The organism is Pseudomonas syringae (assembly GCF_023278085.1).
Taxonomy (GTDB): Bacteria; Pseudomonadota; Gammaproteobacteria; order Pseudomonadales; family Pseudomonadaceae; genus Aquipseudomonas; species Aquipseudomonas syringae_Q.
In genome coordinates, this window is record NZ_CP066265.1 from 3220459 (window position 1) to 3235874 (window position 15416).

Sequence of the window (15416 nt, forward strand, 5' to 3'; positions counted from 1 at the left end):
TGCTGCACACTCAGCGGACCCGATGACCGGAGGCCAGGTGCATGACTTTTTCCTGGGACGCGTCGCTCCGGTCGAGGATGCCCATCATTTCGCCTTCGTGCATGACCATGACCCGGTCGCTCATACCGAGCACTTCCGGCAGTTCCGAAGAGATCATGATGACGGCCATGCCTTCGCTGGCCAGCAGCGAGATCAACCGATAGATTTCTGCCTTGGCCCCCACGTCGATGCCGCGCGTAGGCTCGTCGAGAATCAGCACCCGCGGGTTGGTCATCAGCCAGCGCGCCAGCAGGGCCTTTTGCTGATTGCCACCCGACAGCGTGTCGATGCACTGCTCCAGTGACGGCGTCTTGACCCGGAGTTTCTTGCACATGTCCTCGCACAGGGCGCGCAGGGCCTTCTGTTGCACGAAGCCGTTCCCGGCGTAGTTGGCCAGCACAGCCATCTCCATGTTTTCCATCACCGACAGACACGGAAACAGGCCGGTCAGCTTGCGGTCTTCGGTGAGCAATGCAAACCCCAGCTCGATGGCCTGATGCGGATCACCGATGCGTACCGGCTTGCCGTCGAAGTGAATCTCGCCGCTGTCACTGGGCGTGATGCCGAACAGGGTCTCGGCGACATTGGTCCGGCCCGAGCCCATCAGCCCGGCGATGCCCAGGATCTCCCCGGCGCGCAGGTCGAAGGACACGTCCTTGAATATGCCGCGCAGACTCAGATCGCGAACCGAGAGCAGCAGCTCACCCGCCGGCTTGTCGCGTTGCGGAAACAACTGGGTCAACTCGCGGCCGACCATCATTGAAATCAGGCTGTCGCCGTCCATGCTGTCAGCGCGCTGCAAGCCGATGTAAGCGCCATCGCGAAACACTGCCACTTCATCGGCGATCTCAAAGACTTCGTTCATCTTGTGAGTGATGTAGATGATGCCTTTACCCTGAGCGCGCAGGTCCCCAATGATCGAAAACAGGTGTGCGACTTCGGTTTCGGTAATTGCCGAGGTTGGTTCGTCCATGATCAGCACGTCGGAGTCGTAAGAGACCGCCTTGGCGATCTCCACCATTTGCCGTTCGGCGATGCTCAGGTTGCCGACCAGCTCTTCAGGATCAAGGCTGATGCGCAAGCGCTCCAGCAGCTCGGCGGTGCAGCGGTGCATTTCCCGATGATCAACCATGTGCAGGCCATTGAGCTGCTCGCGGCCGATCCAGATGTTCTCGGCAATACTCATGAACGGCATCAGGTTCAGCTCCTGATGAATCATGGCAATACCGGCCTGCAAGGCTGCAAGAGGTGTTTCGAAGCGCACCGGCGTGCCGCGCAAACGAATCTCACCGGCGTCGGGCTGATAAATACCGGCGATGATTTTCATCAGCGTCGACTTCCCGGCCCCGTTCTCGCCCATCAGCGCCAGCACGCTGCCCGGACGTACACGAAGCTGAACATCGTCGAGCGCGATCACGCCCGGAAAACCTTTGCTGATATGGCTGATTTCCAGCAAATAAGGAGACTGGGCATCTACATCACGTTGCGCGGGCGGGTGGGCAGTGGCAGAAGCGGACATGATCACAAACTCCTCAAGCGGCAGGCACGGGGAGGATCGCGGAATCCTCTTGGGCCTATCGACTGTTGTTATTTGAAGGTGGCGACGTTTTCAGGCGTGATCAGGCGGTACGGGATAACGATTGCCTGAGGCTCGACCTTCTCTTTCTTGGCCAGCTTGACGGCGGCATCGATCGCCCCGTCGGCCTGCCCCTTGGCGTCCTGATAGACCGATACGGCCAGTTCGCCTTTAGTGACCGCATTGAGGCCATCGGGCGTACCGTCTACACCGGCAACAAATACCGTGCCTTTGTCGACACCGGCCTGCTTGAGCGCCATAGCGGCGCCGATGGCCATTTCGTCGTTATTGGCGAGAACCGCGTTGAATTTTCGCCCTTGAGTCAGCCAGTCGTTGGTCAGGTCCATGCCTTTCTGGCGCAGCCATGTGCCGGTCTGCTCCTGATCGATTTTGATGTCAGGGTACTTGGCCAATACCTCTTTGACGCCCTTGGTGCGGTTTTGCGTGGAGTTGTTGGCCAGGTCGCCCAACAGGATCATGACGCTGCCCTTGCCGCCCATCTTGTCGGCGATGTACTGCGCCTGCATCCGGCCAGCCTCAGTATCGTCCGAGGTCACGGTGGCAACGCCTTCAGGCAGTTTCGCTTCATCCGGGCGGCGGTTGACGTAAACCAGCGGGATGCCGGCGGCAACGGCCTCCTTGGTGATCCGGGCGGTGGCAGCAGTGTCCACCGGATTGACAATGAGAGCGTCGACTTTTTTGTTGATGAGTTCCTTGACCTGGTCGATCTGTTTATTGACGTCGGCCCGGGCGTCTACAAACTGCAGTGTCACGCCGTCAGGCATGCCCTTGGCCTTCGCTCCCATGTCCTGACGCAGGTAGGTCAACCAGGTGTCATCGAACTGCGACATGGCCACGCCGATCTTGATATCGGCCAACGCGGCACCGCTGCCCAGCATCAGCGCCATGGCCAGTGAGGTCAAAACAGTCTTGGTCTTCATGAGGATCTGTCTCCAAATTCTTGTTGTTGTTCGGATCGGGTAAAGACGTGGCGATCAGGCGGATCAGCGGTGCAGGCGAATCCCGGTGGCGCCGGGAATGCAGAACAGTTGCGCGTCCTTGTGGCGCACGCACATACCGAGAGCGACGACCGTAAGAAATCGCTCCATGAGCCGGATCCAGAATGACGGGGTGACAGGATGCTTGGCGGTCAGGCCAGAGGTAGGGGTTTTCATCGACAGTACCTATCTTTTGTTTTGTTTTTGTTGGCTTGCTTCCCGTGGCCTGAAAATGATTTCAATGCCCGGTGATTCGATAGTCGGTAACCTGAAAACGACTCTATTGGAAAATATTTTCCAATTCAACTCATTTTAGAATTTTATTCCATTTCATTTTTTATCGTCTGCAGAGATGCAGAAGCCCGACGCTTGCGAAGTGTCGGGCCGTGATGGAGATGTGCGCTGTCTCGGTCAAATATGTATCTACAGCACCACAACCCGCCCTTCCTTTGCGCTCAGGCGCGCGGCGTCCATGACCTGTGCTGACGCTATCGCCTCGTGAGGGTTGACCGGGTTGGTGCCCTGCTCGTCCACGGCATATTGCAGTTGCCGGTAGAATTCAAGCCAGCAACCGCGCTCCGAAGGCACTCGTTCGCGGTGGTCGCCGTGTTCGAACCAGCCCCAACGCCGGTGCTCTTCGACGCCCCAGCGTTCGCCTTCGGAGCGTGGCGTGAGGCCAGCAAATGCCGCTTCTTCCTGACCGTCCAGGCCGTCGACGCTGTAGCAACCTTGCGAGCCACTGACCCGGAAGCGTGGTCTGGGGTGTTTTGCAGACAACTGCCGGACAGGTGCGAAACCACGCCATTGGCATGCGTCAACGCGACGAAAAACGTGTGGTCCAGCTCGTCGTCCGGGGTGGCGAAGCGCAATTCGGCATACAGCCGCTCGACCGGTCCGAACAGCACCAGCGCCTGATCAACCAGATGGCTGCCCAGATCACGCAGCATTCCGCCGCCGCTGGCCTTGCCGACGGACCGGGGCGAGTAGCGTTCGATGCTCGACTCGAACCGGCTGACCTCACCCAGCACCTGGTTCTCGATCAGCTTGCGCACGGTCAGGAAGTCGGAATCCCAGCGCCGATTCTGATAAACACTGAGCAGTACGCCACGTCTCTCGGCCGCTTCTACCAGCTCACGCGCGTGCGCGGCGTCACTGGCGAAGGGCTTGTCGCTGACCACTCCGACGCCCAGTTCAATGGCCTCCAGAATCAGCGCCCGTCGAGAAGCCAGCGGAGTGGAAATGACCACCACATCGACCCCTGCGGCAACCAGTTCAGCCAGCGTGTCGAAGGTCGGCACGCCAGGATGGTCTTTGCCCACTTCCTGCTTGCGCTCGGGTGAGCGGGTCACCACGCCGACAAATGTAGCACCGGGCAAACTTGAAATGAGCGTCGCATGAAAGTAACGCCCCCCTTTGCCATAGCCCACCAGCCCTGCTCGCATGTCTATCTCCTGTGGTCCATGAGCCTCGGCTGCCATGCAGCCGCTTGATACCACTGTATCAGCGCAGCAACTCGCTTTTCACGCGTTCCAGCATGAACCGGCTCGACGCGTCGGCGCGCTCTTCCCAGGCGAAAACCGCCACGGTGGCGATGCCGTCGAACTTGAGGTCCCTGAGCGTCGAGAAAAACGCGTCCCAATTGACCTCACCCTGGCCGATGTCCAGATGCTGGTGCACCGTCGCCGTCACGCCGGGTGGGTTGACGATATAGCGCAGGTTGGAGGACGCACGATGATTGAAGGTATCGGCGATGATCAGGTGCGTGAGTTTGTCGCCGGCATACCTGAGCATGGAGGCAATATCTCCCACGCCGTCATCGTAGAAAAAAGTGTGCGGCGCGGCGTACAGGTAGTTGATCCAGTCGCGGTCAAGCCCACGGATGATGTCCACCGACTCGTTGTTGCGCTCGCAGAAGTCATAGGGGTGCGCCTGAATATCGAGCTTTATACCTTCGCGCTCGAAATGCGGCATCAATTCGTCCATGGACTTCATGAACTGATTTTCACAGACCAGTGCGTGATCGGACTGCCCGCTGAACTCAGTGTTCATCAGGTCGCAGTCCATCTCCACGGCCACTTGAATGGCTCGCTTCCAGTTGCGAACCGCTGCAATGCGCAGGTCTTCGTCCGGCGCCGCCCAGTGGTACAACGGCAGCAACGAAGAGAGTTTCACACCCGCATCACTCAGGGCTTTGCGAAACTCCCTGATCCGCGCCCTGTCCACGCGCGGGTATTTGTAAAACGGCATGAAGTCTTCACGCGGCGACAGTTCTATGTAGTCGTAACCCAGCTCCGCGGTTTTATCGACCATCGCCCGCAGGGGCAGATGGCGGTACATGTAAGGGTCCAGTGCAATTCGCATGATGCCTCCCTGTTATTCTTGTCGAGAGATGTCTCGGTTGCCGGAAAAACTGTCAGCCATAAAATGCAGGGCGCACTTCCAGCGTGACCGGCACCACTGCGCCACTGTTCTGCGCCAGCACACAGGCATCGGCGGCCACGGCAGCGGCGTAGCCGTCCCAGGCGGAAGGCCCGTAGATTGTTCCTGCATTGACACCGTCGATGAAGTCTTGCAGCTCGACGTCATAGGCCGCGATGAAGCGGTCCTTCCAGTCCATCAGGATCGCGTTCGACAGCTTGGCTTCGCTGCGCAGTTGCACTTGAGAGGGTTCGGGCAGTCTGGCAATGCCGCTCTCGCCCACCACTTCACACTGGATGTCGTAGCCGTACTGACAGTTGACGAAAACCTCCACGTCGATACGCGTACCTCTGGCGGTTTCCAGCATCACGATCTGCGGGTCTTTCATGTGCGCCAGGGCTTTGCTGGTCTTGCGCGGGAACACCACCTGCACTGACACGTAGTCGTCGTTGAGCAACCAGCGCAAGACGTTCAATTCGTGAATAAGGGTGTCGGTGATCGCCATGTCGGTCTTGTAATTCTCGCCCACACGCGGGTTGCGGTGGGCGCAATGCAGCATCAGCGGTTCGCCGATCTGGCCGCTGTCGATGACCGATTTGAGGGCCCGATAGCCTTGATCATAAGGACGCATGAAGCCTACTTGCACCAGACGCCTGCCACTCGCAATCTCGGCTTCGACAATGTGTCGGCAGCCTTTGGCGGTGACCGCCAGCGGCTTTTCGCAGAACACCGGTTTGCCCGCCGCGATGGCTGCCAGCACGTACTCTTCATGGCTGGGGCCCCAAGAGCAGACCAGCACCGCCTGGACATCCGGCGCGGCGATCAGCGCATGACCATCGGCGTATACCTCGGCGCTGATGTCCAGCTCGCGTACCACCTTTGCCGCTTGCTCCAGATTGATGTCGGTAACGGCCACCACCTGACTGCCTACCAGTGTCTTGCTGCAACGCCGGATATGATCCTGACCGATTGCGCCTGTGCCGATAACGCCGAGTTTCAATGCCATTTTTATTGTCCTTTTTGGGTAGAGACCTGAATGAGTCAAGCGGTCTGAACGGGCAACGCTGATCAGTACTGGCGAGCCTTGGCCAGCTCACGATTGAGTGTGTCGTACACCTGAGCGGTAGTACCGGTGGTCGATACTTCGGCAACACCGACCCGCCACCACGACAGGTATTTATGAATCATGGTTTTGGGCAGGACTTTGATATCGATCAGCGTCGATACGCTCTGGAGCCGTGCATCGGCGAGCGCCTGATGCAACTGCTCGGCGGTGCTGACCTTGTAGGTCTTGCAACCATAGGCAGCAGCGCTCATGGCGAAATCAACCGGCACAAAGTCGCCATCGAGCTTGCCGGTGTCCGCGTTACGGAACCGGAACTCGGTGCCGAAGCTGTTCATGCCATGTTCCATCTGCAAATTGTTGATGCAGCCGAAGGTCATGTTGTCCAGCAACACCACGTTGATCTTGCGCCGTTCCTGAATCGAGGTCGCCAGCTCGGAATGCAGCATCATGTAGGAGCCGTCGCCGACCAGCGCGTAGACTTCCCGCTGTGGTGCAGCGAGCTTGACGCCCAGTGCGGCATTGACCTCGTAGCCCATGCACGAGTAACCATATTCGACGTGATAGGTGTCGACCCCGGTACTGCGCCAGGCCCGTTGCAGGTCCCCCGGCAAGCTGCCTGCGGCGGCAACGATGACCGCATCGGCGGGCAGATTCTGATTGAGAATGCCCAGTACACCGCTCTGGGTCAGGCATGAACCGGTCAGCTCAATGAACTCGCGCAGCACGGCCGGGTCCATGTGGTCGTTGATTTCCGGGACGAAACGCTCACTCTGGTACTCGACCGCATACAGGCGATCAACCTCGGCATCCAGTTCCGCACGGGCTGTCTGCGGCGCGTCACCCCATGCCGCACGATAACCGCTGGTTTGCAGGCTTTCGCTCAACGCCTGCAATGCCACCTGTGCATCGGCCAGCAACTGCACGCCATCGAGCTTCTGCGCATCGAAAGCCCCCACGTTGATATTGAGGAACTGCACATTCGGGTTCTGGAACAGCCATTTAGACGCGGTGGTGAAATCGCTGTAACGGGTGCCGACACCGATAATCAGGTCAGCCTCTTTCGCCAGCCGATTGGCCGCCACTGTGCCGGTTTCGCCGATGCCGCCCATGTTCAGCGGGTGCGCCGAAACGATGGCGCTCTTGCCCGCCTGGGTCTCTGCGAAAGGAATATCGAAGCGCTCGGCGAAGGCTTGCAGTGCATCCGCCGCGCCGGAGTAACGCACGCCACCGCCGCAGATCAGCAGCGGCTTGCGCTTACCGGCCAGCAGCGTCAAGGCGTCGTCGAGCATGGCCTGGCTGGGCGGGCGACGGTCAATACGATGCACGCGTTTTTGCAGAAAACTGTCGGGGTAATCGTAAGCCTCGGCCTGCACATCCTGCGGCAGCGCCAAGGTAACCGCGCCCGTCTCGGCCGGATCCGTCAGCACGCGCATGGCATTGAGCGCCGCGCTCATCAACTGCTCGGGGCGGTTGATGCGGTCCCAGTATTTGCTTACAGCCTTGAAGGCATCGTTGGTGCTGATGCTCAAGTCATGGAATTGCTCGATCTGTTGCAGCACCGGATCGGGCTGGCGGCTGGCGTAGACATCGCCCGGCAGCAACAGTAACGGGATACGGTTGGCCGAAGCGGTGGCAGCCGCCGTGATCATGTTGGCCGCACCCGGCCCCACCGAGGAGCTGCAGGCGTAGATTCTGCGACGCAGATGCTGTTTGGCAAAACCGATGGCGGCGTGGCACATGCCCTGCTCGTTACGGCCTTGATGAACGACCAGATCGCCACTGTCCTGTTCCAGCGCCTGCCCCAGGCCCAGCACGTTGCCGTGGCCAAAGATGGTGAAAATGCCAGCGACGAACTTGCTCTGCACGCCGTCGACTTCGACATACTGGTTATCGAGGAACTTCACCAGGGCCTGAGCCATGGTCAGTCGGGTTGTACTCATGTTCGCACCTTGTTCTTGTTTGAGGTGGTCTGGATCCGTTGAATTCAGTGGCGTTGAGCTACCGCGCGGGACACATGCGCCATGCTCGCCGAGAGCGCCGGAGCGATATCGTCCAGCGCATGGACACTTTCGGCAAACGGCTCAAAAGACAGGTGCCCCTGATAGCCACCGTCCAGCAAGCGCTCGATCTGCGCGGCATTGCCCAGGATGTCAGCGTCACCCACCAGCACGCGATGACCGTCGCGAATGCTGTTGAGCGGTGCCTGTGCATCCTCGACACCGGAGATATGTACCAGACCGGTCAGTTCCGGGAACAGCTCGACTTCGCCGGCCAGATGGTGATGGAAGGTGTCATGCACCAAGCGGTAGACATCCAGCCCGCCGACGGCCCTGATCGCGTCTACCGCCTGACGCTTGAAGCGCAACGCGCACTCTTCGAAACCCAGCGGTTCGACGAAGCCGAGAATGCCGTGATCCCGGAGGATCGGGGCCAATGCGGTCAATGCCGTGCGTAACCCCGAAGCGCGCTGCGCAGCGTTACGCGGATCGGAACGGTCATTGAGCGGGCACAACACCAGCCCCCGCGCGCCGCAATCACGAGCGTATTGCGCCAGCTTTATTGCCTGCGCACTGCGTTCGTCATCCCAGACATCAAACGGGTACAGCGCATTGATGGACAGAACCTGCACGCCTTTGCGCGCACAGAGCTCACGTACAGCCTCCGGTGAGGTGCCGTCTTCAATCTCGATGCCTTTGAGGTCGTTGCGAATCTCGATGGCGTCGGCACCCAGGCTGATGGCCATGTTTAAAAAGGCCTCCAGCGAAAGGCGCGGTGCAGCCATTCGGTTCAGGGCGAAGCGCAGGGATTGATTCATTATTCTTGTTCTCCGCAACATTCCATTGATCAAAGCGACCCGTTGATAAACGCTACTTGGCAGTCGGCATACTGAATTCAGGCCCTTTGGCGATGCTGTCGGGCCAGCGCTGCATGACGCTCTTGTAGCGGCTGTAGAAGCGCAGGCCTTCTTCGCCGTAGGCATGGTGATCGCCGAACAGCGAACGCTTCCAGCCACCAAACGAATGCCAGGCCATGGGCACCGGAATCGGCACGTTGATACCGACCATGCCCACCTTGATGCTGCGGGCGAACGCACGGGCCACGCCGCCATCGCTGGTGAAGCACGACACACCGTTGCCGAACTCGTGGGCATTGATCAGCTCGACCGCGCTGGCGAAATCCGCCACATGCACGATGCCCAGCACCGGGCCGAAGATTTCTTCCTTGTAGATCTGCATCTGCGGCGTAACGTTATCGAACAGCGTCGCCCCGACGAAGAAGCCCTGCTCGGCACCCGGCACACTGAAGTTACGGCCATCGACAATCAGCTTCGCGCCTTCTTTCACGCCCTGATCGATGAAACCCTCGACCTTGGCCTTGTGCACGGCAGTCACCAGCGGCCCCATGTCCGAATCGGCCTGCATGCCATTGCCGACCTTGAGCTGGTCGATGCGCGGCAACAACTTGTCGATCAATTGCTGGCCCACGTCACCCACCACCACGGCAATGGAGATGGCCATGCAACGCTCACCGGCCGAACCGTAAGCCGCGCCGATCAAGGCGTCGGCGGCCTGATCCAGGTCTGCGTCGGGCATCACGATCATGTGATTCTTGGCCCCGCCCAGCGCCTGCACGCGCTTGCCGTGGGCGGTGCCCTGTTGATGGATGTACTCGGCAATCGGCGTCGAACCGACAAACGAAATGGCTTCGATGTCAGGGTGTTGCAACAAGGCATCAACCGCCACCTTGTCGCCCTGCACCACGTTGAACACGCCGTCAGGCAACCCGGCCTCTTTCAACAATTTCGCCATCAGCAGACTGGCGGATGGATCACGCTCGGACGGCTTGAGAATGAAGCAGTTACCGGTTACCAGCGCCATGGGGATCATCCACAGCGGCACCATGACCGGGAAGTTGAACGGCGTGACCCCGGCGCAGACGCCCAGCGGCTGACGCAGGTTCCAGTTATCGATGCCACCACCGATGTTGTCGCTGAAATCACTTTTCAGCAGGCTGGGCGCGCCGCAAGCAAATTCGACGATTTCGATGCCGCGTACCACTTCGCCGCGCGCATCGGACAGCACTTTGCCGTGCTCGCGACAGATGATCTGCGCCAGCTCGTCGTGGTGCCGGTCCAGCAACTCCTTGAACTTGAACATCACCCGCGCCCGGCGCAGTGAAGATTGATCGGCCCAGCCAGGAAAGGCTGCTTTGGCCGCCGCAACCGCTTCGTCCACCGTCTGGACGCTGGCCAGCGCCACTCGCGCCTGAACCATGCCGATAGCCGGGTTGAAAACCTCGCTGTAGCGCTGCCCATCGCCGTCGCTCAGGTGTCCGTTGATGTAATGACCAATCACCGGTGACTCGCTCATGTGCATGACTCCGAAGCAAAAAGGGGATTAAAGATCCAGCAGCCAGCTGTGCTGCGGATCGTTATTGAACTGCCAGGCGCGCGTGGGGCCGGCCATGACGTTCAGGTAATAGGATTCGTAACCATAAGGCACGGAAACCGGGTGATAGCCCCTGGGCACGGTCACCAGATCGTTGTTTTCCACGGCCATGGCCTGATCGATGCTGCGATCGTCGGTGTAGACGCGCTGAAAAACGAACCCCTGAGGCGGGTTGACCATGTGGTAATAGGTTTCTTCGAGAAAGCTCTCGTGCGGCAGGTTGTCCCTGTCGTGTTTGTGCGGCGGGTAGCTGGAAGAATGCCCGGAGGGCGTGCGCACCTCGACCACCAGTAGCGAATGCGCCGGTTCGGTATCCGGCAGAATGTCGCACACATAGCGGGTATTGGCGCCTTTGCCGCGCACGCTGCGCTTCATGCTGCCGGGCAGGATCAACCGCGCCGGAAGCTGTTTGTCCGCATCACCCGGAGCGCGGCACACCCCCAGATGCACCGGCCCGCGAGCAACGAGCTCAACCTGACTGTGCGGTGGCAGGTAAACCGCAAACGGTGACTTTTCTTCAAACACTGACTGTCGGTCGCCGATATTTTCCCAACTGAAAGCGCCCTGCCCTGGTGCTTCGCCACTGACACTGACGTGCCCGCCAAGCAGCACCACGCACAGCTCGTCTTCTTCGGCGCTCAGAGACAAACGCTCGCCACCCTCCAGCCTGTAAGCAGCAAAGCCCACGTATTCAAGGACGCCTGGTGCAAGCGCCACGATGTCGCGGCCCTGGGGTTTGCTTTTGGTCAGCAGACTCATGATTCAATCCTCCTTATCGCGCATCCGCCAGCAACTGGCGCAGGGTGTCATAGCCTTTTTTGGCGTACACGTAACTGGGCGCGACCGCCGGGTCCTGCTCGGCCTCGACCACCAGCCAGCCGCTGTAGTCCGCCTGTAGCAGCACCTTGAGCAGCGCCGAAAAATCGATGTCGCCGTCGCCCGGCACAGTGAACGTGCCGTTGATGATGCAATCCGGAAAGCTCCACAGATTGTTGCGTGCCAGTTGCACCACCGGCTTGCGCACATCCTTGAAATGTACGTGACAGACGCGCTCGATATGCTTGCTCAACACCTGCAAGGGCTCACCGCCGCCCATGTAGCAATGCCCGGAATCGAACAGCAGCCCGACTTCATTGCCGGTCAGCGCCATCAGTCTGTCGATGTCCTGAGGCGATTCGATGTAGGCGCCCATGTGGTGGTGATACGCCAGACGCACACCGTGCGAAAGCGTGAAACGCGCCAGCTCGGTGAGTTTTTCAGCGTACTCGCGCCAGGCTTGATCGGTGTGAAAACGCGGTCGTTCCACCAAGGGGATACGCTGGCCCTGAATCGAGTCGGCGACTTCGCCATACACCAGCACCGACGCGCCGTTTTCGGCCAGCAACTGCACATGTGGAGTAATGGCGTCGATCTCTTCGGCCACCGAACGCTGCGCAAGACGGCTTGAATACCAGCCGGACACCAGCGCCAGGTCATAGGGCCGCAGCACATCGCCGACGCCCTTGGCGTCCTTGGGAAACTTGCCGTTGAGCTCGAAACCTTCATAACCGATGGCTTTGCCCTCGCTCAGCGCGGTGCTTAAAGGCGTCTCTCCACCGAGGGCCGGCAAATCGTCATTGCTCCATGAGATCGGGTTGATGCCGATACGAATCTTGGGCGTAGAAGCTGAAACAGGCATGGCTGCACCTTTTTGTTGTTATCGCAACATCAGTTCGAGAAAGGGTCAGGCGCGGCTTTCGCGCCAGGACTCGATCAGCCAGTTGAACGTGCCTTGCACCTGGCTGACCAATGCTGCATCGTCGATTTCTCCGGCCATCCAGGCCCGGCTAGGCTCACGAAAAATTGTCCGGCCCACGGCAAAGCCCTTGCAGGTATGGCTGTGGCGAGCCTGCGCAAACCCTTGCGCAAGCTCTTCGACCGGCGCATTGAGGCCCAGCAGCACGACGCCACGGCAATACGGATCACGCTGTTGAATAAGCTCATCCAGTTGCTGCCAGACCACCGCACTCTGCGCCTCGATCTTCCACCAGGCGGGATAGATACCCAGGTTGTACAGGCGCTTCACGGCACGAACCATCACATCCGGATAAGACGACGGATGATCCTTGGGCGGGATGATCTCCAGCAGCAACTCATGGCCGCTGACTTTCGACGCGTCGTACAGCGCCTTGATCTGCGCTTCCTGTTCCAGGCGCAGCATCGGTTCGTCGTCAGGGTGATATTGCACCAGGCACTTGATGATCTGCTCCTGCGGCCAATTGATCAGATTGCTGCCGATGGAGCGGCCCTGCTCGAACGCCAGCGGCCTTGAACCCTGCACTTCCACAGGGCGCGCGATCCACCAGCCTCGCCCGGTGGCAGCGTTAAGTGCATCCTGGCCGAAGCGTTGATCCGCAAGCACGCCCACGTCAGCTTCGATGCCCCGTTTGTGCAAGTCGGCTTCCACTCGCTCCACCGCTTGTACAAACAGGTTTTTGAGCTCGCTGATGCTGTTCAGATCACGTCCGGCCTGCTGCGCCAGTTCGACCAGCTGGCCGCGGTGATCGAACGCGAATATGAACAGTTGTTTCCATTGTTTGCGCGGCACGCTGACCTGATGCAGGCGTTGCAAGGCAACATCCTGATCCGGACGGGTAATCGGCTCGGGGCTGTTGAACAGGTAATCGAGTTCGGCAGGCGTCGGCATTGCAGGCGCACACGCATGGCGCGAGACCACCAGCCCGCCGCAGGCATTGGCCAGCTGGCAGCAACGTTCATCGCTGGCATCGTTGAGCCAGCCGCTGAGGAAACCGGACATGAACGCATCACCAGCGCCCAGCACGTTGAGTACTTCAACCCGGACTCCCGGGTAGATCGCACCGTCCTCAAGCCGCGCCGGAATGGCACCGTGAATCACCGTGCAACCTTGTGGGCCAAGTTTGACCACCAGCGTCGCGGCGGTCAGTTCGCGCACGGTGCGCAAGGCGGCGAGCAGGTCGTCGGCACCACCGGCAATCAAAAATTCTTCTTCGGTGCCGACGATCAGGTCGAAGCGCGGCAAGATGCGCTGCACATGCTGACTGACTTGCTGATCGGCGACAAAACGCGTCTCGCCATCGGCCTTGCCCGCCAGCCCCCAGAGCACCGGCCGATAGTCGATATCCAGGACCCGTTTGACGTTGTGTTTTTCCGCGTAATCCAGCGCCTGGCTGCTGGCCTTGAACACCTGCTCGGTGGAGAAATGCGTACCGGTGATCAGCAATGCCTTGCTGGACGCCAGCTGTTGCTCGTCGATGTCTTCTGCGCGCAGTGCCATGTCGGCGCAGTTTTCGCGATAGAACACTAGCGGGAACGTTTCCCGGTCTTTCAGGCCCAGCAGTACCATGGCGGTCAGGCGTTCGGCATCTCGTTTGATGGCGCTGACATCGCAGCCTTCACGCGCCAGCGACTCGATCAGAAAGCGCCCCATGTGGTCGTCGCCCACCCGGCTGAGCATGGCTGTTTTCAAACCCAGCCTGGCCGTACCGAAGGCGATGTTGGCGGATGAGCCGCCGAGGTATTTGGCGAAGCTGGATACATCTTCGAGTCGTGCGCCCACTTGCTGCGCGTAAAGATCGACGCCCAGGCGTCCGAGGCAAATCAGATCCAACTGACGCCCAGTGGCAAAGCGAGTCTGGCCCATGGTGGCTCCTGTTATTTTTATCAGCCTGGAGTGCGCACATCAGGTGCACGCGCTGCCTTTGTGAATGCAGCCTAAAACGTCGCGAACCATCAATCAATATTTATTCTATAATTATTTTTAGTGGAATATTTTTTCTACATCGCTCGTCATGCACTGTCACAATCTGCCAGCAGGTGAGATATAGTCGCCAGTGCTGCCGAAAACCGCCTCTATCATCAGGGACGCGGACCGATGCGTGCCCCGACAGAACAAGCAGAAAGGATTTGAATATGACCAGCGCCGATCCGCCTACTCTTGCCGAGGCGACTGTCGACATGCCACCCAACAGTGCCGAAGGTCTGCTGCGCTTGATCACCGATGAATACGACAGCCTGCCCCGCCAGCTCAAGCGTATCGCCAGCTACATGAGCCAGCAGAGCGACCGGATCATGGTCGACCGGATCAGCGATATCGCCCGCGAATGCGAGGTTCATCCGTCCGCCATCGTGCGCTTTTCGCAGCGCTTCGGGTTCAGTGGTTTCAGTGAAATGCAGGCGCTGTTTCGTGAGGCTTACACGCACAAGACCACGCCGGTGCAGAACTACCAGCAGCGCATCCGCAGCATGATCGCCAACAAGTCGCAAAAAGCCAGCGCCGGCGATCTGGCCCGTGAATGTGTGGATGCGACCCTGTCCGGGCTGGAGCGGCTGAGTGCGGAGCTGGATGACGTCGAGTTCGAAAAGGCCGTGGATCTGGTGGTCAACGCCGACAATATCTATGTGGTGGGTGTGCGGCGCTCGTTTGCGGTGGCGGACTATCTGGTTTACAACCTGCAACACACCAACAAACGCATCCACCTGATTTCAGGGCTGGGCGGCAGTTATCGCGAGCAGATGCGTAGCGTGCGCGCCAATGATCTGGTGGTTGCTATCAGCTTCACGCCCTACGGCAAGGAAACCCAGCACTGCCTGCGCATCGCCCAGCACCATCAGGCCAAGACACTGATCATCACCGACAGCAACCTGTCACCACTGGCCAAGCGCGCCAACTCGGTATTACTGGTCAACGAAGGCAGCTCATTCGCCTTCCGCTCTTTAAGCGCAACACTGTGCCTGTGCCAGGCGCTGTTCATTGCAGTGGCGTATCGTCTGGAGCTGAAGGTTGACGAGATACATGAACAGGTGGGGTTTGATGATTAAGGGCCGGGATCAGTCTCAATGATCGGTTAGTC

At 59.5% G+C, this 15416-nt stretch carries 11 protein-coding genes and 1 pseudogene; 1 reads left to right on the forward strand and 11 read right to left on the reverse strand.

Annotation, left to right across the window (positions count from 1 at the left end; genetic code table 11):
• Positions 1-10: 10 nt before the first annotated feature.
• The 11 genes and pseudogenes from I9H07_RS14290 to I9H07_RS14340 all read right to left on the reverse strand — a co-directional run bounded on the left by I9H07_RS14290 (position 11) and on the right by I9H07_RS14340 (position 14206).
• Positions 11-1558, reverse strand: coding sequence for a sugar ABC transporter ATP-binding protein (locus I9H07_RS14290; RefSeq protein WP_236423465.1), 1548 nt, complete (start codon positions 1556-1558; stop codon positions 11-13).
• Positions 1559-1626: 68 nt separating this feature from the next.
• The gene (locus I9H07_RS14295) at positions 1627-2556 is read right to left on the reverse strand and encodes a sugar ABC transporter substrate-binding protein (protein WP_236423467.1); all 930 of its coding nucleotides are present in this window, start codon (positions 2554-2556) and stop codon (positions 1627-1629) included.
• Between the two features lie 480 nt (positions 2557-3036).
• Positions 3037-4055, reverse strand: a pseudogene (locus I9H07_RS14300) (Gfo/Idh/MocA family protein).
• Positions 4056-4113: 58 nt separating this feature from the next.
• The gene (locus I9H07_RS14305) at positions 4114-4974 is read right to left on the reverse strand and encodes a sugar phosphate isomerase/epimerase family protein (RefSeq protein WP_024675524.1); all 861 of its coding nucleotides are present in this window, start codon (positions 4972-4974) and stop codon (positions 4114-4116) included.
• A 52-nt stretch (positions 4975-5026) separates the two neighbouring features.
• Positions 5027-6037: a Gfo/Idh/MocA family protein gene (locus I9H07_RS14310; protein ID WP_024645530.1), complete on the reverse strand. Its 1011-nt coding sequence runs from the start codon at positions 6035-6037 to the stop codon at positions 5027-5029.
• A 62-nt stretch (positions 6038-6099) separates the two neighbouring features.
• Positions 6100-8037, reverse strand: a complete 1938-nt coding sequence (gene iolD / locus I9H07_RS14315) for a 3D-(3,5/4)-trihydroxycyclohexane-1,2-dione acylhydrolase (decyclizing) (protein WP_236423469.1) — start codon at positions 8035-8037, stop codon at positions 6100-6102.
• Positions 8038-8081: 44 nt separating this feature from the next.
• Positions 8082-8912 (reverse strand): TIM barrel protein, encoded by an 831-nt coding sequence (locus I9H07_RS14320; protein WP_236423471.1) that lies wholly within the window; start codon positions 8910-8912, stop codon positions 8082-8084.
• A gap of 52 nt (positions 8913-8964) precedes the next feature.
• On the reverse strand, positions 8965-10467 hold the full coding sequence (locus I9H07_RS14325) for a CoA-acylating methylmalonate-semialdehyde dehydrogenase (protein ID WP_236423473.1): 1503 nt from the start codon (positions 10465-10467) through the stop codon (positions 8965-8967).
• 27 nt (positions 10468-10494) lie between these two features.
• Positions 10495-11304: a 5-deoxy-glucuronate isomerase gene (iolB, locus tag I9H07_RS14330; protein ID WP_058391652.1), complete on the reverse strand. Its 810-nt coding sequence runs from the start codon at positions 11302-11304 to the stop codon at positions 10495-10497.
• Between the two features lie 13 nt (positions 11305-11317).
• Positions 11318-12223, reverse strand: a complete 906-nt coding sequence (iolE, locus tag I9H07_RS14335) for a myo-inosose-2 dehydratase (protein ID WP_058825021.1) — start codon at positions 12221-12223, stop codon at positions 11318-11320.
• 45 nt (positions 12224-12268) lie between these two features.
• Positions 12269-14206, reverse strand: coding sequence for a bifunctional 5-dehydro-2-deoxygluconokinase/5-dehydro-2-deoxyphosphogluconate aldolase (locus tag I9H07_RS14340; RefSeq protein WP_236423474.1), 1938 nt, complete (start codon positions 14204-14206; stop codon positions 12269-12271).
• A gap of 269 nt (positions 14207-14475) precedes the next feature.
• On the opposite strand from I9H07_RS14340, the gene I9H07_RS14345 reads away from it, so the two are divergent.
• The gene (locus I9H07_RS14345; RefSeq protein ID WP_236423476.1) at positions 14476-15384 is read left to right on the forward strand and encodes a MurR/RpiR family transcriptional regulator; all 909 of its coding nucleotides are present in this window, start codon (positions 14476-14478) and stop codon (positions 15382-15384) included.
• Positions 15385-15416 lie beyond the last annotated feature (32 nt).